This is a genomic window from Rhizobium sophorae (assembly GCF_013087515.1).
Classification (GTDB): Bacteria; Pseudomonadota; Alphaproteobacteria; order Rhizobiales; family Rhizobiaceae; genus Rhizobium; species Rhizobium sophorae.
This window is the reverse complement of the sequence record NZ_JABFCN010000023.1, coordinates 22769-45977: the sequence shown is the minus strand read 5'-3', so window position 1 is coordinate 45977 and position 23209 is coordinate 22769. Positions and strand designations below refer to the sequence as shown.

19 protein-coding genes are annotated in these 23209 nt (G+C 60.4%); 15 read left to right on the top strand and 4 right to left on the bottom strand.

All coding sequences use genetic code 11. From position 1 onward, the window contains the following. The first annotated feature begins 51 nt into the window (after window positions 1–51). The 7 genes from araD (at window position 52) to G9X64_RS13930 (ending at window position 9054) form a co-directional block, all read left to right on the top strand. Window positions 52–1788, top strand: a complete 1737-nt coding sequence (gene araD, locus G9X64_RS13960) for an L-arabinonate dehydratase (RefSeq protein ID WP_168315769.1) — start codon at window positions 52–54, stop codon at window positions 1786–1788. A gap of 9 nt (window positions 1789–1797) precedes the next feature. After that, on the top strand, window positions 1798–2988 hold the full coding sequence (locus G9X64_RS13955; RefSeq protein WP_171376726.1) for an L-talarate/galactarate dehydratase: 1191 nt from the start codon (window positions 1798–1800) through the stop codon (window positions 2986–2988). Between the two features lie 22 nt (window positions 2989–3010). Further along, entirely contained in the window at window positions 3011–3721 is a 711-nt protein-coding gene (locus G9X64_RS13950) for a ribonuclease activity regulator RraA (RefSeq protein ID WP_168309036.1), read from the top strand. Window positions 3722–3781: 60 nt separating this feature from the next. Further along, window positions 3782–5299: an aldehyde dehydrogenase (NADP(+)) gene (locus G9X64_RS13945; protein ID WP_171376725.1), complete on the top strand. Its 1518-nt coding sequence runs from the start codon at window positions 3782–3784 to the stop codon at window positions 5297–5299. A gap of 12 nt (window positions 5300–5311) precedes the next feature. After that, a complete protein-coding gene (locus G9X64_RS13940; protein ID WP_168309038.1) occupies window positions 5312–6217 on the top strand; it encodes a 5-dehydro-4-deoxyglucarate dehydratase in 906 nt (301 codons plus the stop codon). 184 nt (window positions 6218–6401) lie between these two features. After that, window positions 6402–7922: an ABC transporter substrate-binding protein gene (locus G9X64_RS13935; RefSeq protein ID WP_171376724.1), complete on the top strand. Its 1521-nt coding sequence runs from the start codon at window positions 6402–6404 to the stop codon at window positions 7920–7922. A gap of 70 nt (window positions 7923–7992) precedes the next feature. Beyond that, window positions 7993–9054 (top strand): Ldh family oxidoreductase, encoded by a 1062-nt coding sequence (locus tag G9X64_RS13930; RefSeq protein ID WP_171376723.1) that lies wholly within the window; start codon window positions 7993–7995, stop codon window positions 9052–9054. Between the two features lie 61 nt (window positions 9055–9115). Here G9X64_RS13930 and G9X64_RS13925 read toward each other — a convergent pair whose 3' ends face one another. Further along, window positions 9116–10882: an SLC13 family permease gene (locus G9X64_RS13925; protein ID WP_168309041.1), complete on the bottom strand. Its 1767-nt coding sequence runs from the start codon at window positions 10880–10882 to the stop codon at window positions 9116–9118. Window positions 10883–11155: 273 nt separating this feature from the next. Between G9X64_RS13925 and G9X64_RS13920 the strand changes: the two genes are divergently transcribed. Both G9X64_RS13920 and ligD read left to right on the top strand, forming a co-directional pair. Then, window positions 11156–11467, top strand: a complete 312-nt coding sequence (locus tag G9X64_RS13920) for a DUF982 domain-containing protein (protein ID WP_168315761.1) — start codon at window positions 11156–11158, stop codon at window positions 11465–11467. Between the two features lie 143 nt (window positions 11468–11610). Beyond that, window positions 11611–14256, top strand: a complete 2646-nt coding sequence (ligD, locus tag G9X64_RS13915) for a DNA ligase D (RefSeq protein ID WP_171376722.1) — start codon at window positions 11611–11613, stop codon at window positions 14254–14256. A 324-nt stretch (window positions 14257–14580) separates the two neighbouring features. Here the strand turns inward: ligD and G9X64_RS13910 are convergent, their stop codons facing one another. Beyond that, window positions 14581–15135: a methyltransferase family protein gene (locus G9X64_RS13910; protein WP_171376721.1), complete on the bottom strand. Its 555-nt coding sequence runs from the start codon at window positions 15133–15135 to the stop codon at window positions 14581–14583. 212 nt (window positions 15136–15347) lie between these two features. Here G9X64_RS13910 and G9X64_RS13905 point away from each other — a divergent pair, with 212 nt between their 5' ends. Continuing rightward, window positions 15348–16226 carry an alpha/beta fold hydrolase gene (locus G9X64_RS13905; protein ID WP_168309045.1) on the top strand — a complete coding sequence of 293 codons (879 nt, stop codon included), beginning with the start codon at window positions 15348–15350 and terminating at the stop codon, window positions 16224–16226. Window positions 16227–16549: 323 nt separating this feature from the next. Beyond that, window positions 16550–17029 (top strand): LBP/BPI/CETP family protein, encoded by a 480-nt coding sequence (locus G9X64_RS13900; RefSeq protein ID WP_171376720.1) that lies wholly within the window; start codon window positions 16550–16552, stop codon window positions 17027–17029. A 352-nt stretch (window positions 17030–17381) separates the two neighbouring features. Here the strand turns inward: G9X64_RS13900 and G9X64_RS13895 are convergent, their stop codons facing one another. Both G9X64_RS13895 and G9X64_RS13890 read right to left on the bottom strand, forming a co-directional pair. After that, entirely contained in the window at window positions 17382–18017 is a 636-nt protein-coding gene (locus G9X64_RS13895) for a hypothetical protein (protein WP_168309100.1), read from the bottom strand. 73 nt (window positions 18018–18090) lie between these two features. Then, on the bottom strand, window positions 18091–18387 hold the full coding sequence (locus tag G9X64_RS13890; RefSeq protein ID WP_168315759.1) for a PRC-barrel domain-containing protein: 297 nt from the start codon (window positions 18385–18387) through the stop codon (window positions 18091–18093). 328 nt (window positions 18388–18715) lie between these two features. On the opposite strand from G9X64_RS13890, the gene G9X64_RS13885 reads away from it, so the two are divergent. From G9X64_RS13885 to G9X64_RS13870, 4 genes are all read left to right on the top strand, one after another. Next, window positions 18716–19444, top strand: coding sequence for a FadR/GntR family transcriptional regulator (locus G9X64_RS13885; protein ID WP_168309049.1), 729 nt, complete (start codon window positions 18716–18718; stop codon window positions 19442–19444). 21 nt (window positions 19445–19465) lie between these two features. Next, window positions 19466–20452, top strand: coding sequence for a D-erythronate dehydrogenase (gene denD, locus G9X64_RS13880; RefSeq protein WP_168309050.1), 987 nt, complete (start codon window positions 19466–19468; stop codon window positions 20450–20452). A gap of 167 nt (window positions 20453–20619) precedes the next feature. Then, the gene (locus tag G9X64_RS13875) at window positions 20620–21687 is read left to right on the top strand and encodes an ABC transporter ATP-binding protein (RefSeq protein WP_168315757.1); all 1068 of its coding nucleotides are present in this window, start codon (window positions 20620–20622) and stop codon (window positions 21685–21687) included. Between the two features lie 148 nt (window positions 21688–21835). Beyond that, window positions 21836–23140, top strand: a complete 1305-nt coding sequence (locus G9X64_RS13870; RefSeq protein WP_168309052.1) for an ABC transporter substrate-binding protein — start codon at window positions 21836–21838, stop codon at window positions 23138–23140. Window positions 23141–23209: the final 69 nt, after the last annotated feature.

Below are 23209 nucleotides of genomic sequence, written 5' to 3'. Positions count from 1 at the left end.
ATCAGTTTGTTCAAACGCTGAAATAAGCAAGCGAAAAGGTGGGAGAAAGCCGTGACCCCGAGGAAAACCTACGAGCAATTGCGGTCCGCCCGATGGATGCTGCCGGATGACCAGCGCTCGTTCGGCCACCGGTCGCGGACCATGCAGATGGGTTACGCGCCTGAGGATTGGCAGGGAAAGCCGATCATTGCCGTAATCAACACCTGGTCCGATGCGCAGCCGTGCCACATGCATTTCCGTGAACGCGTTGAATGGGTGAAGCGGGGAATTCTTCAGTCGGGTGGGTTCCCCATGGAGCTGCCCGCTCTTTCCCTTTCCGAAAACTTCGTCAAGCCGACCACGATGCTCTATCGCAATATGCTGGCGATGGAGACCGAGGAACTCCTGCGGAGCCATCCTGTCGATGGCGCCGTTCTGATGGGCGGCTGCGACAAGACGACACCAGGCCTTGTCATGGGCGCAGTCAGCATGGGCATTCCCTTCATTTATCTCCCTGCCGGCCCGATGCTTCGCGGCAACTATGCCGGCAAGACGCTGGGCTCCGGTACCGACGGCTTCAAATACTGGGACGAGCGCCGCGCCGGCACGATCACCCAGGAGGAATGGCAGGGCATCGAAGGCGGAATCGCCCGCAGCTACGGCCATTGCATGACCATGGGAACGGCGTCGACGATGACGGCGATCGCCGAGGCTATGGGATTGACACTGCCCGGCGCATCCTCGATCCCCGCAGCCGACGCCAACCATCAGCGCATGTCGGCGGCCTGCGGCCGCCGCATCGTCGATATGGTGTGGGAGGATCTGACGCCGGACCAGATCATCACGCCCGCGGCCATCGACAACGCAGTCACGGTCGCCATGGCGACCGGCTGCTCCACCAATGCCATCATTCACCTGATCGCCATGGCGCGGCGCGCCGGCGTTCCGCTGGAGCTCGATGATCTCGATCGCATTGGTCGCACGACGCCGGTTCTCGCCAACATCAGGCCTTCCGGTTCGATCTACCTGATGGAGGACTTCTTTTATGCGGGTGGCTTGCGCGCCCTGATGAAGCAGCTCGGCGACAAGCTCAATCCAACCGCGATTACCATCACGGGCAATCCATTGGTGGACGGCCTCGACCGGGTTAAGATCTACAATGACGACGTTATCCGGCCATTGTCGAACCCGGTCTATCACGAAGGTTCGCTGGCCGTGCTCAAGGGGAACCTCTGTCCCGACGGTGCGGTCATCAAACCGGCGGCCTGCGACCCTAAATTCCATCGCCATTGTGGCCCGGCGCTGGTCGCCGACAGCTATGCGGAGATGAAGAAGATCATCGACGATCCCGACTATCCGCTGACGCCGGACACCGTTCTCGTGCTCCGCAATGCCGGCCCCCAGGGCGGACCGGGCATGCCGGAATGGGGCATGATCCCGATGCCGAAGGCGCTGTTGAAGCTCGGCCTGCGCGACATGGTGCGTATCTCGGACGCCCGAATGTCCGGAACCAGTTTCGGCGCCTGCGTGCTGCATGTTGCACCGGAATCTTATGTTGGCGGGCCTCTTGCGCTGCTGAAAACGGGGGACATGGTCGAGCTCGATATTCCGGCACGCAGTCTCAATATGCTGGTTTCCGAAGAAGAGATCACAGCGCGGCGGGCCGCCTGGGTCGCGCCGACGCGGCATTACGAGCGCGGTTACGGCTTTATGTTCTCCGGCCATATCGAGCAGGCCGACAAAGGCTGCGACTTTGATTTCCTGACGACGGAATTCGGTGGCAAGACGCCGGAACCGGCTATCAACTGAGGCGCTACGATGTTTGATCCCAATCGACGTACGATTCCCGCACAGCCCCCCAAGGCCGGCTTCGCTGCCGGTCCGTCCACGTTGGACGCCATCCGATCGGTCACCCTGTCGCTCGTTTACCTGCCTTTGGCGCGGCCGATCAGCGATGCCAAGGTGTTGACGGGCCGCCAGAAGCCGCTGACCCAAGTGGCCTTTCTATTTTGCGAGATCGTCTCCGAGGCTGGCCATAGCGGCCTCGGTTTCAGTTACTCGAAGCGGGCAGGCGGACCTGCCCTCTATGCACATGCCTGCGAGCTTGCCGACAACCTGATCGGCGAAGACCCCAACGATACCGCGCGCATCTGGGACAAGCTCTGCTGGGCAGGAGCCTCGGTCGGCCGCTCCGGCATTGCAACGCAGGCAATCGCCGCCATCGACATCTGCCTGTGGGACCTGAAGGCGAAACGCGCCGGCTTGCCGCTTGCAAAACTGCTTGGTGCCCATCGCGACAGTGTCGCCTGCTACAACACTTCCGGCGGCTTCCTGTCATCGACCGTCGAGGAAATCCGCGATGCCATCGATCACTCGATCGCCTCCGGCATCGGCGGCATCAAGATCAAGGTCGGACAGCCGGACCCGATGATCGACCTGCGCCGGCTTGATGCGGTGACCAGCCATATCGATGGCCGTGTCCCGCTGATGGTCGATGCAAACCAGCAATGGGACCGCACGACGGCCTTGCGTTTCGGCCGGCTGGTCGAACCGCTCAATCTTGAATGGATCGAAGAGCCGCTCGATGCCTATGATGCCGAGGGTCATGCGGCACTGGCGCGGGAACTCGCCACGCCGATCGCCACCGGCGAAATGCTGGCAAGCGCCGACGAGCACATGGCGCTGATCCGGGCCGATGCGGTCGACTTCATTCAGCCGGATGCGCCGCGTGTCGGCGGCATCACGCCCTTCCTGCGCATCTGCACGTACGCCGAGGCGAAACGTATGCGCTTGGCCCCGCATTTCGCCATGGAAATCCATCTGCACTTGGCGGCCGCCTATGCGCATGAGCCGTGGGTGGAGCATTTCGATTGGCTGGCGCCCCTGTTTAACGAACAACTCGAGATCAAGGACGGCCGGATGATCGTGCCGGCACGTCCGGGGCTCGGTTGCAGCCTGACCGGCAAAGCCCGCGACTGGACCGTGGAAACGCGCAGCTTTGGTGTCTGAATGAGAACGAGGAGGAGGAAATATGAACCCCGCAACCCGTGAAAAACTGATGGGTGTCTCCGTCGCGACGCTTTGTTCTGCGCTGTTCAAGCGCGGCCTGAGAAACCAGACAATCCAGGATGTGCGGCCGGTGCAGCCGAAGGGCCGCAATATGGTCGGACCGGCCTTCACGCTGCGCTACATGCCGGCGCGCGAGGACCGCAACGCGATGAACGTCTTTCGGAACCCGAAACATCCGCAACGGCTTGCCATCGAGACGTGCCCGGAAGGCTCTGTTCTGGTGATGGACAGCCGCAAGGATCCGCGCGCAGCCTCTGCCGGCGACATCCTAGTTACTCGTCTGATGATGCGCGGCGGCGTCGGCGTCGTCACGGATGGCGGCTTCCGGGACGCCATGACGATCGGCGGCCTCGATATCCCCGCCTATCACAACCGTCCCTCCAGCCCGACGAACCTGACGCTCCACGAGGCAATCGACATCAATGTGCCGATAGGCTGTGGCGATGTTGCGGTCTTCCCGGGCGACATCATGGTTGGCGACGACGATAGCGTGATCGTCATCCCGGCTGAGATTGCCGACGAGATCGCTGATGAAGCGGTGGAGATGACCGCTTACGAGGATTTCGTCACGGAACGCGTCAAGCAAGGTCATACGATCATTGGCCTCTACCCGGCCACCGACGAAAGCAATCTGACGCTCTTTGCCGAATGGCGGAAGGTGAATGGCCGCTAAGGCGGCGCATCTTGAACAACGGAATCAGGACGGAGCAAAGCTCCGCCGAGGAGATTAACAATGAGCTGGACCCCTTCAGGCAGACATTTCATCGCCGGCGAATGGATTGCCGGGACGACGACATTTCGGTCCGAGCCGGCGCATGGGCAGGCACACGACTTCGCTGTCGGCACAACGGAATTGGTCGACCGCGCCTGCCGCGCTGCCGAAGCTGCTTTTGCAGCATTTTCGGCAACGACACGCAAGGAACGCGCCATTTTCCTCGAGGCAATCGCCGAGGAGATCGACAAGCGCGGCGAGGCCGTAACCGTCATCGGAACGCAGGAAACCGGACTTCCAGAGGGCCGGCTCAACGGCGAACGCGCTCGTACCACCGGCCAGCTCAGACTGTTTGCCGACCATATCCGCAAGGGCGCGCATCTTGATGTGCGTATCGATGCGGCCCAACCCGATCGGCAACCGGCGCCGCGCCCCGAGATCCGTCTGGTGCAACGGCCGATCGGCCCCGTCGCCGTCTTCGGCGCTTCGAATTTTCCGCTGGCATTCTCGACGGCCGGCGGCGATACGGCAGCCGCGCTTGCCGCGGGCTGCCCGGTCGTGGTGAAGGGGCATTCGGCCCATCCCGGCACAGGTGAGATCATTGCCGAGGCGATTGCAGCCGCTATCGAGCGCACCGGAATGCCGGCCGGCGTCTTCAGCCTGATCCAGGGCGGCCGCCGTGATGTCGGAACGGCTCTGGTGACGCATCCGGCCATCAAAGCCGTTGGCTTCACCGGCTCGCTTGCCGGCGGACGGGCGCTCTTTGACCTTTGCGCCCAGCGCCCTGAGCCGATCCCCTTTTTCGGGGAACTCGGCAGCGTTAATCCGATGTTCCTGCTGCCGGCCGCTACCGCTGCCCGGGCCGACGCAATCGGTTCCGGCTGGGCCGGTTCACTGACGCTCGGTGCCGGCCAGTTTTGCACCAAGCCCGGCATCGCCGTCGTCGTCGACGGGCCGGAGGCGGACAAGTTTACCAGTGCTGCCAAATCCGCTCTTGAAAAGGTGGCGCCGCAGACGATGCTGACCAACGGCATCGCCACGGCCTATCACGATGGTGCCGACCGCCTGCGGGCGAGCAATGCCGTCGCGCCGGTTCTCGCTGCAAAGAGTGCTGGCCGCGACGCCGCGCCGAACCTGTTCGAGACCAAGGGCTCGGCCTGGCTTGCCGATCACTCCCTCAGCGAAGAGGTGTTCGGCCCTCTCGGCCTCGTCGTGCGCGTCGGCTCGCCTGAAGAGATGGTCGCCCTTGCCGAAAGCTTCCAGGGACAGCTGACCGCGACGATCCATATGGACGACGCCGATCTTGGCCTTGCCCGCGACCTGCTGCCGATCCTCGAAAGGAAGGCGGGCAGATTGCTGGTCAATGGCTTCCCAACCGGCGTCGAGGTTGTCGATTCCATGGTGCATGGCGGACCCTACCCGGCCTCGACCAACTTCGGCGCAACAAGCGTCGGGACCATGTCGATCCGCAGATTTCTGCGCCCCGTTGCCTACCAGAATTTCCCCGCGGACCTGTTGCCCCAAGACCTGCGCAATTGAAGGAGTGCCAAATTGATTGCCCCGACTGAACTTCGCGAGATCATTCGCAACGGCCTGCTGTCCTTCCCTGTCACGCCTTTTGATGCCGAGGACCGGTTTGCCGCCAGGCCGTTTTCAGCGCATCTGGAATGGCTGTCATCCTACCCCGTTGCCGGCCTGATCGTTGCCGGCGGCACCGGCGAGCTGTTCTCGCTGACGCCGGGTGAGGTGGTCGAGGTGGTAAAGGCCGCCCGCGCCGTGTCCGGCGATGCACCCGTTATTGCCGGATGCGGCTACGGCACGCGCATTGCGTGCGACATGGCGCGCGAGATCGAGGCGGCAGGTGGCGACGGCATTCTTCTGCTGCCGCATTACCTGACCGAGGCGCCGGCAGATGGGATTGCCGCGCGTGTACGAGCCGTTTGCAAGGCCACCAATATGGGCGTTATCGTCTATAATCGTGGCCAGGCGCGGGTTTCGGCCGAGCAGCTTGCTCAGCTTGCCGACGAATGCCCAAATCTGATCGGCTTCAAGGACGGTACCGGCGACATCGATACGGTGCGCCGTGTCACGATCGCGCTCGGTGACCGACTTTCCTATATCGGCGGCATGCCGACACACGAACTGTTTGCCCAGGCCTATCGCGGAGCCGGCATGCCGACCTATTCCTCGGCGGTCTTCAATTTCGTGCCTGAAACGGCACTGAGATTCCACAAGGCATTCCTTGCCGGTGACGACACAACCTGCGAACAGATGCTGCGCGATTTCTATTATCCCTTTGCCCGTATTCGCGATCGCAAGGCCGGTTATGCTGTTTCTGCGGTCAAGGCAGGCGTGCGGTTGCGCGGATTTGAGGCCGGTCCGGTGCGGGCGCCGCTGACGGATCTTACCGACGAGGAAGTCGAGATGATGCGCGAACTGATTGCTTCGGCAAGCTAAAATAAAGCGTTCCAGACACGGTTGAGGCCTCCGCGGTTCGGAGCGCCTGGGTTGAAGGTCGTCATTAACTAGTATATTAGTGCACTTGTGCTTTGCAGAACCATGAGGAGATGGCACCGGAGCACCGGAAACGGGACGCAGATTGACTGTGAGGAGCGCCAAAGGCGCATGGGAGGAGAACGAAATGAAACTGCATTTGTTAGCTGCCTGCTTTTCAACAACGGTGCTCGCGCTGAGTTTCGGCTCGGCTCAGGCGCAGGATGCCAAGAGCAACGTCACTGTTGTGCTTGCCGAAACCGTCGATGTCGTCGAGCCCTGTATGGCTGCCCGCCAGGACGTCGGCCGGGTCATCTCTGAAAACGTCAATGAGATGCTGGTGGAGTTCGACTACGTCAATGGCGGCCTCAAGCCCCGCCTGGCGACGGAATGGTCGAAGATCGACGATGACACCTGGGAGTTCAAGCTGCGCCCGAATGTCAAATGGCACGATGGCAAGCCGTTCACCGCCAAGGATGTCCAATTCACCATCGAGCGCAACAAGAACAAGAAGCTCAGCTGCGAAACCGGCGGCAAATATTTCGGCGGCACGGAGTTCAGCTTCGAAACGCCCGATGCCAACACGATCCGCATCACGACAAAACCGGCGCAGCCGATTCTTCCGCTTCTGATGACGGTGATGGCTGTGGAATCGGCTGAGGCCACACCAGCCGACGAATTCACCCGCAAGCCGATTGGCACCGGCCCTTATACGTTCGACAAATGGGATATCGGCCAGTCGATCGTGCTGAAGCGCAATCCGGAATATTGGGGGGAGAAGCCACAGGTGGAACAGGCGACCTATCTGTTCCGCTCCGACAGCGCCGTTGCTGCCGCGATGGTCGATGCCGGCGAAGCCGATATCGTTCCGGCCGTATCCGTACAGGATGCCACCAACAAGGAAACCGATTTCGCCTACCCGAATTCGGAGACCACATCGCTGCGCATCGATACGCGCGCAGCACCCCTTAACGATCGGCGCATCCGCGAAGCGATGAACCTCGCCATCGATCGTCAGGCGATGCTCGGAACGCTTTTCCCCGAACAGGCAAAGATCGCTACACAGCTCGTCGTGCCGACCACGATCGGCTACAATGCCGATATCCCCGCCTGGCCCTTTGATCCCGAAAAAGCAAAGGAACTGGTCGCAGCAGCGAAAGCGGACGGCGTGCCGGTTGACCGCGAGATCCGCATCATCGGTCGCAATGGGCAATATCCCAATGCCACTGAAGCGATGGAAGCTATGATGGCGATGCTTCAGGAAGTCGGCTTGAACGTAAAGCTCGACATGTATGACGTCTCCGTGTGGAACGGCTACTTCGTTGCACCCTTCGTCGCCGATTCCGGTCCGACGCTGACCCAGTCGCAGCACGACAATGCGACCGGCGATCCCGTCTTCACCGCATTCGTAAAATACGCGACCGACGGCTCCCACTCCATGGTTCGCGATCCCGCCGTCGACGCGCTGATCGCCAAGGCGACGTCTGCCACCGGCGACGAGCGCACAAAACTCTGGAAGGAGCTGTTCGCCAAAGTGAATACCGAAATCATCGCGGACATCCCGATGTTCCACATGGTCGGTTTCACCCGCGTCTCGCCGCGTCTCGACTTCAAGCCGACGATCGCGACGAATTCCGAACTGCAGCTGGCGCAGATCCGCTTCAAGTAGGCTGGTCTGTCGAATTTAGGCAGGGGCCGCCGCCAATGGCGGCCCGTGCTTTCCATGACATGACGGATAGATGCCTATGCCTCTGATTGATCGCGTTGCCCTAACTCAATTCGCCGAGCAGATATTGACCCGCGCCGGCATGGAGATCGACAAGGCCGAAGCCACTGCCGCCGTCCTGGTGGAAGGCGACATGATCGGCCACGAAACCCATGGCGTCAGCCTTTTGAACTGGTATGTCGAGGCGTTGGAAGACGGCTCACTGGCGAAGTCCGGCAGCTATGAGGTCGTCAATGACCGCGGCGCAGCCTTTGTTTGGGACGGCAAATCCTTGCCCGGTGCATGGCTGCTGACCAAGGCGATCGAGCAAGCCTGCGAACGCGTAAGCGATCATGGCGTCGTCACCGCCGCGATCCGCAACTGCCATCATACCTGCGCTCTTTCGGCCTTCATGCGGCAGGTGACCGACCGGGGCCTCATCGTGCAGCTGTCGGTCTCGCATCCCGCGGCAAGCCGCGTTGCGCCCTATGGCGGCACGAAACCGCTCCTGACGCCCAATCCGATGGCGGCCGGCTTCCCGACGTCTAAGGATCCGATCCTGATCGATGTCTCGGCCTCGATCACCACCACGACCATGACGCAAAACCTGGCGAAGGCCGGCAAGAAATTTCCTGAGGCCTGGGCTCTCACCGCCGCAGGCGAGCCGACCGATGATCCACGCGAAGTGACCGAACGGGGCGGGACAATGATGCCTCTTGGCGGCCAGTTGAAGGGGCACAAGGGTTTTGGGCTCGGGCTGATCGTCGAATTGCTGGGGCAGGGGCTTTCCGGCAAGGGACGGGCCAACACGCCGTCCGGTGTCTTTTCGCAAAGCGCTTTCCTTCAGGTCATCGATCCCGCCTTTTTTGCCGGGCTGGATGCCTTTACGGCGCAGTCTGACTTTCTCGCCTCCGCATGCCGCAGCAATCCTCCGGCACCCTGGAACAATGGCCCCGTTCGCATGCCGGGCGACAGCGCCGCACGAAAGCGCCGCTCGGCGTTGGAAGAGGGCGTGCCGGTCGGCGATGCAGCTTGGCAGAAGCTTTGCAAGCATGCCGAGATCCTAGGCTTGCCTATTCCCAACGTCGCCGCGTGAGGAACACATCTCTGCTTCGAGACTTTTTATCGGTCGCCGCAATGCCCGGTGTCGGTTGCAATCAGATCGGCCAGACCAATAGCAGGATCGGCACACTGACGACCACCACAATGAGCGAGAGCGGCAGGCCCAATCGGGCGTAGTCACCAAATCGATATCCGCCCGGTCCCATCACGAGCGTGTTGCACTGGTGTCCGATGGGCGTGAGGAAGTCACAGCCGGCTCCAATTGCCACCGCCATCAGAAAAGCATCGGGTCTAAAGCCCAGCTTCTCGGCAAAGGTCGCGGCGATCGGGGCCATGACCAGAACCGTCGCTGCGTTGTTCAAAAACGGGGTTACGGCCATGGCCGCAACCAGGATGAGAGCCAAAGCACCGAAGGGCGGGAGCATTTCGGCGATCCGCGAGAGGAGGTCCGCGATGATGTCGGTGGTTCCTGTGGTCCTAAGCGAGTCGCTGATCGGAATGAGAGCGGCCAGCATGATCAGAATGGGCGCATCGAGATGCTGATAAACTTCCCGCAGAGGAACGGATCCGGTGACCACCATCAGAAAAGCGGCTGCGAAAAACGCTGTCGCGACGGGAATGCCCCCGAAGGCTGTCGCCCCCATCGTTGCCATCAGGATAATGACGGGGATCACGCCATTGCGGGCGTTGCCGAGCTTCATATCTCGTTCGACCAGCGGCAAACATCCCCATTCGCGTAGAAGATCCGGTAGTTTCTGCAAGTCGCCCTGCAAGACCACGACGTCGCCATTGCGGATCTTAATCTCGCCGAGACGCTCGGTGAAGCGCCTGTCGCGGCGGCTGACGGCAAGAAGGTTGAGCCCGGTATTGTGGAAGAGAGAAACGTCTTTTGCGCTGACGCCGATCAATCGGGAATGTTCGCCAACGATAGCTTCAACAGAACTGATGTCTTGGCGTGTCTCAGGCTGGTGTTTACGGTCGGACAGTTGAAGCTTGGCTTCACTAACGATCTTGTCGAGGGCGCTCTGCTCCCCCTCGATAATAAGAAGGTCGCCATCCTTGAGCACCGTGTCGGGAAGGGGCGTTCGTCTTTGGCCGTTGCCACCGATAATCGCAGTCACCATCGCATCGCCGCCCGCCGGCTTCTGCAGCCAGCTGACGGACCGCCCGATCGCCCCTGATGGCGTGGTGACCTTGGCCTCGGTGGTATAGTTTTTGATCGCCACCGCCTCATCCATCGACGTTTCGACCCGTGATCTTTCAGGCAGCAGCTTGTAGAACAGCGCCAGGAAGACAACGCCGGCGACCGAGAGCGCCAGGCCGACAGGCGTATAGTCAAACATCATGAACGGCTGCCCGGTGATATCCTCGCGCACCCGGGAAACGATGATGTTTGGCGACGTGCCGATCTGCGTCATAAGCCCTCCGAGCAGAGAGGCGAAAGACATCGGCATCAGGAACATCGACGGTGATACGCGTGATTTCCGTGCCATTTGCACAGCGACCGGGATCATGATCGCCAGCGCACCAATATTTTTGATGAAAGCCGACAGGGCTGCGACAATGGCAACCAGAATGATCAGCTGCATGCGTGGCCCGCGTCGTTCGGGAGAAAATCTGCGCAAGGCGACGTCCATGATCCCCGATCTGGATATCGCCGCACTGACGATGAGCGCGCTGCCAACGATGATAACAATGTCATCCGAAAAGCCGGTAAAAGCATTTTTGGCGGGGACGACCCCGATAATGATCGCAATGAGAAGTGCGCTCACGGCAACGATATCATATCGATAACGACCCCATAGAAACGCACCCATCATCAGCGTGATGACGAGAACGGACAGCCATTGATCCCAGCGCATCTTTGCATCCCCGTGGTGGCAAATAACGCTTGAAGCAAGATAACGATGCGGCGAGACGTTGATTTTTTTCTCGCCGGTGTCCGCCTCTCTATCTGATAGTTCTTTGGGGAGACAATGGAAGCGAATGATGACTGTGCCGCGGGATCAGTCAGGCGCGAAGGAGCGCAACGGTACGATAATCTTCAACGGAGTAATCGGCTGCTCTTGAACGGTCCGCCATCACCCACAATATCATTTTCATCAGGACCATTGGTGGCATGAAAGGAGGAAAAGATGCCGCTGAACGATGTTCCATGGACCCGGCCGGTGAGAATCCGGCTGCAGTGCGGTTTGGAGCGCACCTTCACCAGCGTCTACGAGGCCTTGGATTTTCTCGAGAACGAGTGGCCGTTGCGTCATGGAGAGCGCCATGATCGAGCGGTGAAGACGTGCCGTGGTGCCCTCAACGCGGCCATTCCCGCCATCATCGCCCGCGAGGCTTTCGTGGCGGCCTGTTTCGAAGCCGGCATGCCTGCCGTCCTGGCCCCCTGGAAGAGGAGGCCCGCTCCGCATCCGCTCCGGCCAGCCCGTCACGCGGCCATCTAGGGTATCAATGATGACCTCGCCTCCGATGAGGCGAAGTCTTGCCGAAGCGCGCGTTTTCCCGATGAGCGCCGGGATAAAGGCCGTGATGGAACTTCCAGCCGCCGGCCGGCATTTCGCTGTCGGGGTTGCTTTGGGGAACGACCATGGCCAGCGACAAACTATCGACGTATCGATCGAAGCGCGACTTTCATAAAACGGCCGAGCCGAGCGGTGAAAAACGCCTCGCGCGCAGCAACCATCGTCGCTTCGTCATCCAGAAACATGACGCCACCCGACTGCACTATGATCTGAGACTCGAGCTCGATGGCGTCTTCAAGTCCTGGGCTGTCACGAAAGGGCCATCCCTCGACCCGCACGACAAGCGGCTGGCCGTGGAGGTGGAGGATCACCCGCTGGACTATGGTGATTTCGAAGGCACCATTCCGAAAGGCCAGTATGGCGGCGGCACGGTGATGTTGTGGGATCGAGGCTATTGGGAACCGGAAGGAAAGAATAGCCCGGAGCAGGCGCTGGCAAAAGGCGATTTCAAGTTTACGCTGGAAGGCGAGCGCCTGCACGGCAGCTTCGTGCTGGTGCGGATGCGCAATGATCGCAACGGCGGCAACCGGACAAATTGGCTGCTCATCAAACACCATGATGAGTTCTCTGTCGAAAACAATGGCGAAGCGATCCTCGAGGAGAACGACACCTCTGTCGCCTCCGGCCGAACCATGGAGATGATTGCCGCCGGCAAGGGACGAAAGCCCAAGCCTTTCATGGTCGAGGGTGGCGACGTTCAGGCTGATGCCGTCTGGGATAGCAATCACGGACTGGCTGCCGAAGAGCGAAAAGAGGACGCCGGAGGCGGTCGAAAATCGAGACCGGCCACAAAGGTCGATCTGCCGGATTTCATTGCGCCGCAGCTCTGCCGGACCCTGGAACGCCCTCCGGCCGGGACCGGCTGGATTCACGAGATCAAGTTCGACGGCTATCGGATCCAGATGCGGGTGCTGGATGGCGAGGCGACGCTGAAGACCAGGAAAGGGCTCGACTGGACGGCAAAATATCCCGAGATCGCCGAGGCGGCATCGACACTGCCCGATGCGATCATCGACGGCGAGATCTGCGCCCTCGACGATAATGGCGTTCCTGATTTCGCGGCCCTGCAGGCGGCCCTTTCGGAAGGCAAGACCGGCGAGCTCGTCTATTTCGCCTTCGATCTTCTCTATGAGGGTGGCGAGGACTTGCGATCTCTGCCGCTCGTCGAGCGCAAGACGCGGCTTCAAAGCCTTCTGTCCGACGCCGGCAATGATCCGCGCATCCGTTTCGTCGAGCATTTCGACACCGGCGGCGATGCAGTTCTCCGGTCTGCCTGCAAGCTCTCGCTGGAAGGCATCATCTCGAAAGAGGCGGATGCCCCCTATCAATCCGGCCGTACCGAAAGCTGGGCGAAGTCGAAATGCCGCGCCGGCCACGAGGTGGTGATCGGCGCCTATGCCAAGACCAACGGGAAATTCCGATCCCTGCTGGTCGGCGTCTACCGTGGCGACCACTTCGTCTATGTCGGCCGCGTCGGCACAGGATATGGCGCGAAGAAGGTTGAAACGCTGCTGCCGAAATTGAAAGCGCTCGAGACGGCAAAATCACCTTTCACGGGCATCGGCGCGCCGAAAAAGGAGGCCGAGGTCACGTGGCTGAAGCCCGAGCTCGTGGCGGAAATCGAATTCGCAGGCTGGACCGCCGACGGTATTGTCCGGCAGGCGGCCTTCAAGGGCTTGCGGGACGACAAGCCGGCCCAAGAGGTCAAGGCCGAACGGCCGGCAAAGCCCGCGCAAACTGACGTGCCACAGCCGGTCATGGAGGTAAAGGCCAGACCTACCCGCAAAAAAGGCGCCAAGGCGGAGGTCATGGGGGTGCTGATCTCCAACCCGGACAAGCCGCTGTGGCCGGATGCCAATGACGGCAAACCCGTCACCAAGGAAGAGCTGGCCCGCTACTACGAAGCCGTCGCCTCCTGGCTGATCGAGCACATCAAGGGACGGCCATGTTCCATCATCCGCGCGCCCGACGGGATCGGCGGCGAGCAGTTTTTTCAGCGCCATGCGATGCCCGGCACCTCGAACCTTCTCGAACTGATCAAGGTCTTCGGCGATAAAAAGCCCTATCTGCAAATCGACCGGGTCGAAGGCTTGGCTGCCGTCGCGCAGGTCGGCGCCGTCGAGCTGCATCCCTGGAATTGCGAACCGCATCAGCCTGAGGTGCCCGGCCGGCTCGTCTTCGACCTCGATCCAGGTCCGGACGTGCCATTCTCAGCGATCGTTTCGGCAGCCCGCGAAATGCGGGATCATCTCGACGCGCTCGGCCTGATCAGCTTTTGCAAGACGACTGGCGGCAAGGGTCTGCACGTCGTCACTCCGCTTGCGGTCAACAAGCGCAAGCCGCTTTCGTGGGCCGAAGCGAAGGGCTTTGCGCACGATGTCTGCCAGCAGATGGCGCGCGACAATCCCGATCTCTATCTGATCAAAATGACAAAGAGCCTGAGGAACGGCCGGATCTTCCTCGACTATCTGCGCAACGACCGGATGGCGACGGCCGTGGCGCCTTTGTCACCGCGCGCCCGGCCGGGTGCCACCGTCTCGATGCCACTGACCTGGACCCAGGTCAAATCAGATCTGGACCCCAAGCGCTTCACCATCCGGACCGTTCCTGCGCTTCTGGCGAAATCGTCGGCCTGGGAAGACTATTGCGACGGCCGACGACCACTGGAACAGGCGATCAAGCGCCTCGCTAAGGCGCGGGTCGCGGCTTGATTGAGGGGCTTACCGCGGACCGGTTCGAGGTGATAGTTAGCCCGAACCGGAATTGCTTTGGGAGTTCGGGTCCCGGCCGGCGATCCACCGTGGCGACAGCCGGGCCGGTGTTGAAGTTGGATTTGTTGCAGGCAACGACACTCACCTGGCCACGATCAACAGTTTCCGTGAAGCAGTCCGAAAAGTCCATCGGTCGGAGGCTTTCGACGCTGACTGCCTTATCGCATCGTCGAGAGGTCAGTCGCCTATCGGGCCGCTGCCTCGTGGTACAACTTCATCGCGTCTGACGCGGTTCCACCATGCGTGCTTCCCTCGAAGGCGGGTTTACCGCCAATCGAACCACGGTGTCAGCAAGCCCGTCTTGCGCCGATAGGCTTCATATTCGGAAGCCAACGGTGATAGGGAGAACTTCCTCTCCTCATTGCGGGCTGCAATCACGTAGACAACCGTAAAAAATAAGACCGGCAGGATCGACCATATCGACCAAGATGCCAGCGCCCACCCCGACCAGAAGAGCAGGTAGGAGGTGTAAAAAGGGTGCCGCAGGTAGCGATAGGGACCGTCGGTGACAAGACTATCTGGATGATCGAGGGTGAACACAAAGCGCAACCTGGCCTCTCGCGACGCCGACACCGCCCACCAGAACAAGCCCGCCGACCCGATTTCAAATCCGAGTCCTACTACCTGTACCCATAGCATCTGCGTCTCGGACCAAACCAGGTACAGGAAAAACGCCGTCGTCGCGATGACGCCGACGGTGATCAGCTTTGCTCCGGCTTCCATCTTCGGTGAGTTGAAGTGGCCTCGCAACGACCACGCGTAGGACCCGACGATAGTCAGGCTGGTAATCGAAATAATGAAGTCCAGAAGAAATTTCATCTCGATACCCAGCTTGAAAGGTTGGCACAATTGCTGCTGCGACAGACCTAACCCGTATAAAACGCCAAGGCAAATGATTGATGTATGATACGCAACCGCACTGAAACGAGTCATGATTGCACGATCTGGTTTAGATCTGGTTTACGATGATCATGCACCTGCCGTAGATATTTTCGTGCAAGACTTTGGCTGGGCTTTAGGGGTCGCAGCTTATGGACGTATTTCACTGTACAATCGACACCAGCCACGGCGCTGTGCGCATCAGTGACACTATCGATGGCGCTGCACCACTGGTTATGATACACGGTTCCGGCAGCTCACGGACGGTCTTTTCACGGCAACTACACAGCCATTTGTCCCGGAATTGGCGTCTGATTGCGCTCGATCTTCCGGGACATGGCGAATCGAGCGACGCTCGAGATCCGCAGTCGACTTATACTGTCACCGGTCTTGCCGACTGCATAGGAGAGGTGGCAGCCCGCCTGGGGCTTAATCGTTTTCCCGTGCTGGGATGGTCGCTTGGCGGTCACGTCGCGATTGAGATGGCGGGCAGCGGCAACGGCATTTCGGGCCTGATGTTGTGCGGCACGCCACCGGTCCCCAGCGGTCTCCTCGGAATGCTGCGGGGATTCCATCCATCATTTGATATTCTTCTGGCATCAAAAGAGAACTTTACATCGCGTGACGTGGAGCGGTTTCAGTCTCTTTGCTTTGGAGACACGAGCAACCCCTCCTTTCGCGATGCTATAGCGCGTGCTGACGGGAGACTAAGGAGCGTTTTTTCTCGCGCAATGTTGCGGGGGCAGGGGGTGGATCAGCGCCGCACCGTCGAACAGGCTGATATACCCATTGCTTTTGTGAATGGATTTTATGACCCCTTTGTCAAACTCAGCTATTTTTCGGGCCTGAACATCCAGTTGCTCTTCGAAGGCAAAGCGCATGTAATGGAAGGTGCTGGTCACGCGCCCTTCTGGGAAAAGCCGGAGAGCTTCAACTCGATGCTCGACCGGTTCCTGAACACAGTCGCCGCTCATGAAGCCAATACCGGTCTGAAAGATCATCACTTTCTTTCGAACGGATCAGTGTTCTAAGAGCGATCCGCGGAGCTGCGGTCTCCTGTGCTTACAGTTTCCGAAACATGTCGCGGGAAGATCGACGAGTGGCTCGAAAGACGACACAGGATCTTTCAGGGCGGGTAATCGGATCGGAATTCGAGGGATGTGGCTCGCCGTTCGCCGCGGCCACGAACTCGTCCTGCAAACGACGTAGTTTCCATCGGTCGTAAAACAATACTTGACGTCTAAGTTCATTGTGCGACGGTTATGGTCGGGCAACCGTCATTGCCTTTCCCGCAGACCGATCCCGCCCTTTCATTCAGAGGCGCCTGCATGAAATCCAGAGAGATGGGAGAGCGATGCGGAATTGTTTAGGCCTGCTAGCTGCAGGAGTCTCTCTCCTCCAGCTATGCTCCTTCGCCAACGCACAGGCACCGAATGCCCTGGAGAAGGCCATCGGAGATGCGCAGCCATGCAGGTCGTTGAAGACCAAGGTATCGAGCTTCGGCATCAGCGTGGACGTAGGCGTCGACAAGCTCGATTCCGTGAAGATCGAAAACCTGCAATTGTCGGTGAATGGCAACACCGCGGAGGCGAGCGCCCGCGGCACGCTTGCTTGCAAGACCTCGGACGAAGCGCTGGTAGAGGGAGGGTTTTCAGCGACCGCTGAGGTTCGGCTGAAGGTCGACCTTACGAGCTGCAAGATGACCGACACCTCCATCGAGATCGTGAAGACCGGCGGTCGGTTTGGCGACATCGTCAAGGGACTTGAGACTGAAATCTCTAGCGCCCTCCGGCGAAGCCTGGAGAAGAACTTGGCCAAGCTTTGCGAGAAGTGACCGGTGGATCGACACCGTTAGACAGAGTTGCGGAATGACGCCGCCAAAAAGTTTCTCCAGCATTAGGACCCTGACGAAGCGAATTCCGCTGAGAGCTGTCGCCGGATTCGAAGATTTGCATTCAGGGAATGTGGATCCCTCATCGGCGTCCGCACGTCGCCGATCAGACGGAAGTCCCTTGGTGACAGTCTGTCTCGTCCTCCTCGCGAAGAAGAAATTCCGGAGAGCTGTATGGCAGCATGCCGGTGGAGGCCTCCACGTCTGTGATGCCGACCCGATCTTTACGGTCCCGAAATGCCTTCGGCGACTATTGGGAAGGGATCGAGGACTGCGTTGCAGAGGTTCCGCCGCCTTAGCGGAGCAACCCATCGCGACTGAACTCTTCCCAGCCGAGAGGTTTCGAACGTGACGCATCGTTGTGGTCGGCATCAGGTTTCGAAGGGGTCTTGGCCTTGGTCTTCAACGAACGCGTCAACTTCGCTTTCAAGGCTGCCCGTCGTCGCTTCTCGGCCCTAGCTTCAGCATCCTCTTCGCGCCAGACTGTCACCAGGTCTCGGTCGAGGATGTCCTCCACCACGCGCGGGTCGAATACGTGGAAGGTAATTTTCCTCGCCCGCCCACGCAGCTTCACCGTGCGGGTTCCTGCACTGGGCAAGCGCCCGTCGCTGAGCCAGCGATGTCTCTCGGTAGCAGAGATCGTCAGGATATCCTGGATTTCACGCGGGATCACAGGCAGGCTTTCGATGTCTTCGAGCGCGTTGGAAACGACTGAGGAAGCAGCATGGAACGCACTCTTAGCCGTTTCAGCCATCGCCAATGTCAGAGCACCCGCCTCGATTTCGAGCGACTTTCTCACCGCCAAAGGCAGACGTGCGCGAATTTCCAGCAGAATCCCCTTCGCGCGAACGGATGATCCGAGCGTGGCTGAGGTCGATAGGGGCCACTCCTTGATCAGTTCCGCATCGTCGATGGTCTTGGGTTTTGCCATGTACGAGTAGATGGGCCTTCCGCTCTGCAGCGTCAACGACGACGCCAGGACGGAAGGCATCATCTGATTACGCTCAGTCGCGGTGCTCGGGCATCTGCTTGAGCTCGTCCTTGGTCCAGCTCGTAACGGCATGAACGTCGCCGTCTTCATCGCGCATGAACTCAAGATCCGAGATCGGAACTGCAACAGGCTTCGCGCCGATACCCAGAAAGCCTCCGACGTCGATGACCGCGGAGCCGCCGGCGCCCGCGCCATGGATATGATCGACCTTGCCGACCTTCTGATCGTCGGCTCCATAGATGGTGGCACCTTCGAGGACGGCAGGGGTAAGTTCTGAAGTCGTCAAGCGTGCGTGGTTGGTGTGATCCATGATCGTTTCCTCCTTTGTGGAGGAGGGGTAATCGAAGCGCAAACTGAATGTTCCGGCTGTTGCCTGATAATCAGATCCGCTCATCTTCTCACCAAGTCTATAAGCTTTCGGCAAAGTCTCCAAAGCGGCTTGAGCGTTATCGGACTACAGTCCGGCCGGCGCTGTGATCAGCTGGTTTTCGCGGTGAGCTGATATTGCCATTCACAAAACTGCTCCAAATAACGGTTGGGGAGATCGCGCGCCATCATGCGTTGACAATCCTCTTTTGCTCAGGTCTACTGGTCCACTTACCGGACCAGTAGACCTGAGAGGGGGGAGGGGAAAAGCAATGGACGTTCGAGCGATGCTCGAAGACGAGGTTGCGGCGCTCGGTGGAGCGCCGAAGAAGTCAATGAAAGACTTCGTCGTCCAGAAGATTGCGACCTTCATTGCCACCGGCATTCTCAAGGTGGGCGATCCGCTGCCAAGCGAACGTGAACTCGCCTCCGCACTCTCGGTCAGCCGCGAGACCGTCCGTGGGGCGATCCTTATCCTTTCCACGCATGGGATTCTCTCGGTCGTGCACGGAACGCGCACGGTGGTGGCATCGGAGGATGTCGGCGAATTGGCCATCCAGGCTGCGCGGTATCGCGACATCGCCGCCTACAGTCTCGACCATGTTCATGAGGCGCGGCTCCTTATCGAAGCACAGGTCGTCAGGGCTGCCGCGGTCAAGATGGAGCCGTCAACCCTTGATTATCTCCGCAAGTCGATCGCAGCACAGGAGACCGCCTGCGACGATCCTGTTCGTTTTTTGATATGTGACCGGGAATTTCACACCGCTATCTACCGTTCCAGCGGCAACGCGGTGCTGGCCGACATGGCCGCCGACCTCTATTCCTATCTTCTGAGCCACCGAAGGCGCGTCGTATCACAGCCCGGGAGTATCGCCACGAGCATCGCCGATCACCGGATGATCCTCGCCGGCTTGGAGACGCGGGATCCGGACGCCGCATGCGCTGCCTTCGCGATCCACGAAACCCGTATTTATACGACGACCAAGTTACTCTTCTCGTAGTTCGCAGGGAGGCGAAACACGATGCATATTCTCATTATCGGGGCGGGAGGAATGATCGGCCGGAAGCTCGCCGCCACACTGGGGCGCAGCGGTTCCCTCGGCGATCATGCAATCACGCGCATAACGCTCGCGGATGTCGTGGCTCCGCCGGTGCCGGCCGGCGCCTCCGTGCCGGTGGAAGCGTTGGCTGCCGATATTTCCGAAAGCAGTGCGGCGGAAGCCCTGGCGGCTCGCCGGGCCGACGTGATCTTCCATCTCGCCGCGATCGTTTCCGGCGAAGCCGAGCGCAATTTCGAACTCGGCTACCGGGTCAATCTGGACGGCACACGATCGCTGTTGGAAGCGATCCGCCGGGAAGGAAGCCGCCAAGCCTATGTTCCCCGGTTCGTATTCTCCTCGTCGATCGCGGTCTATGGATCGCCGTTTCCCGATCCGATTCCCGACGATTACGTGCTCGCACCTCTCACCAGCTACGGAGTCCAGAAGGCGATGTCCGAGCTTCTGCTTGCCGACTATTCACGGCGCGGCTTCATTGACGGCGTCGGAATTCGGTTGCCGACCATCGTGATCCGGCCTGGTGCGCCGAATGCCGCGGCATCGGGCTTCTTTTCCGGAATCCTGCGTGAACCCCTTGCAGGCCAGCGGGCTGTTCTTCCGGTCGAGGAAACGGTCAAGCACTGGCTGGCAAGCCCGCGTTCCGCCATCAAGTTCCTGATCCATGCTGCGACGCTCGACACGGCGGCGCTGGGTGTCCGGCGCACGCTCACCATGCCGGGCGTCGCCGCCACCGTTGCCGACCAGATTGCCGCTTTGCGCCGTGCCGCCGGTCCCGAGGCGGCGGACTTGATCGATCGTCGCCGCGACGAGGTCATTGAAGGGATCGTCGCCGGATGGCCGAAGTCCTTTGCGCCCGAACGCGCGACGCAACTGGGTTTCGTCGCCGAAACCACGGTGGACGAGCTGATCGAGGTCTACCTCGCCGAAGACGCTCCGGGTGCGTCCAGATGAGATTGGGCTGGGCTAAAACCGCCCCGTAGGGAGGAGAGTATTGCCTGGGCATACCCGCATATGCGGGATTGCAGCGGCAGAAGGACTTGAGAAGATAAGGTCGCCGGCAAGATATACGAAAATACGAATACATAGCATGTAGCGCTCGATTTCTGGGAGGAGTGGGTATGGCAGGCGTTCAATTCGCGGATGTGCGGAAATCATTCGGGTCATTTCCGGTCATCAAAGGCGTGGATATCGACATTGCCGACGGGGAGTTCGTGATCCTGGTCGGCCCGTCGGGTTGTGGAAAGTCCACGCTGCTGCGGATGCTGGCGGGACTTGAGAATATTTCCGGCGGTGAGATCAAGATCGGCGGACGCGTGGTCAACACGCTGCCGCCCAAGGACCGCGACATCGCCATGGTGTTTCAGAACTATGCGCTCTATCCGCATATGACGGTACAGGAGAACATGGGTTTCTCGCTGATGCTGAACAAGGCGCCGAAGGCGGAAGCCGAGAAGCGAGTGAAATATGCCGCCGGCATCCTCGGTCTCGACAAATTGCTCGACCGTTATCCGCGCCAGCTTTCCGGCGGCCAGCGCCAGCGCGTCGCCATGGGCCGCGCCATCGTCCGCGATCCGGAAGTCTTCCTATTCGACGAACCGCTTTCCAACCTCGATGCGAAGCTGCGCGTCGCCATGCGCGCCGAAATCAAGGAACTGCACCAGCGGCTGAAAACGACGACGGTCTACGTCACCCACGACCAGATCGAGGCCATGACCATGGCCGACAAGATCGTGGTCATGCATGACGGCGTCGTCGAGCAGATTGGCACGCCGCTCGAACTTTACGACAAGCCGGCCAATCTCTTCGTTGGCGGGTTCATCGGCTCGCCGGCGATGAACATGATCAAGGGTAGGCTCGACCCCGAAAACCCTAAAAGTTTCAAGGCGCCGGACGGCACGGCGCTCCCGGTTTCCAACCCGCCTCCCGACGCCCTTGGTCGCGATCTCGTCTACGGGCTTCGCCCGGAATACATTCTGCTCGATGCCAACGGCCTGCCGGGCGAGATCGTGGTGATCGAGCCGACTGGCTATGAGACGCATCTTATCCTCAGGCTCGGCGGCAGCGACCTCAGCTGCGTCTTCCGTGAGCGCGTCAGCGCGCGGCCGGGCGAGACCCTGCGCGTTGCGATCGACGCCGCGCATGTTCATCTCTTCGATGCCGAGAGCGGCCGGAGATTGACCGACTGACGCCGTCCAGCGGCTGCGCGGGCGGAGGAGCCCCCGTCGCCCGCAGGCCGGCAGCACCCCGTTTCAGGGATGCAAGGACCGTCGTTCACCAAGCGGGAGGTGAATGGCGGGGAGTTCGCACCCGCTTTTTTTGAAGAGGAGGAATATCATGAGGTTTAAGAGACGTGACTTTCTTGCCGCCTCGGCTGCCGTTGCCGGCGCCGCCGGCCTCGGCATTCGGCCGACCTTCGCGCAGGCCGAACCGACCTACACACCGGAAAGCGGCGCCAGCCTGCGGTTGCTGCGCTGGACACCTTTCGTCAAGGGCGACGAGGAGGCATGGCTTGCCAACACCAAGAAGTTCACCGAAGCGACCGGCGTCGAGGTGCGCATCGACAAGGAAAGCTGGGAAGATATCCGCCCGAAGGCTGCCGTCGCGGCGAATGTCGGTTCCGGCCCGGACCTCATCATGTGCTGGTTCGACGACGCTCATCAGTATCCCGACAAGCTGGTCGATCTGACCGAGCTCGCCAACTATCTCGGAAACAAGTATGGCGGCTGGTATGACGGTGTGAAGGGCTATGCCGCGCGCGGCGATACCTTCATCGCCATGCCGCTGGCCGCAATCGGCAATGCGGTGGTCTATCGCGACACTCACGTGAAGGCAGCCGGCTTCAGCGAGTTCCCGAAAGACACGGCAGGCTTCCTCGAGCTTTGCAAGGCGATGAAAGCCAAGGGCACGCCGGCTGGCTTCCCACACGGCAAGGCCGTCGGCGACGGCAACAACTACGCCCATTGGCTGCTGTGGAGCCACGGCGGCAAGATGGTCGACGAAGGCGGCAAGGTAACGATCAACAGCCCGGAAACGCTGGCCTCGATCAACTATGCCAAGGAGCTCTATGCGACCTTCATTCCGGGCACGGAAAGCTGGCAGGACGTCAATAACAACCGCGCCTTCCTCGCCGGCCAGGTGTCGCTGATCGCCAACGGCGTCTCGGTCTATTACACGGCCAAGAACGACCCGAAGCTCGCCGAGATCGCTAAGGACATCCGCACGACGAATTTCCCCGTCGGCCCGGTTGGCCAGAGCGTCGAGCTTTTCCAGACGAGCTCACTGCTTCTCTTCAAGCATACGAAGTATCCGGAGGCGGCGAAGGCCTACCTCAAGTTCATGATGGAAGCCGACCAGATGAATGCCTGGATCCAGGGCTCAAGCGCCTATTGCTGCCAGCCGCTCAAGGCTTTCGCCCAGAACCCGATCTGGACCTCCGACCCGATCCACGCGCCTTATGCGCGCGCCTCGGAAAAGTTGCGTCCGAACGGCTATGCCGGCCCGCTCGGTTATGCCTCGGCAGCGACCATGGCCGACTACGTTCTGGTCGACATGTATGCGGCCGCCGTCACCGGCCAGATGTCGCCCGAGGATGCGATGAAGGAAGCGGAACGCCGGGCAAACCGCTACTATCGCGTCTGAGCCGCGCTTCAAAGCAAGCGGCATGCCGGCTTCGGCATGCCGCAAGCACTCTGCGAGTTCAAAACGCAA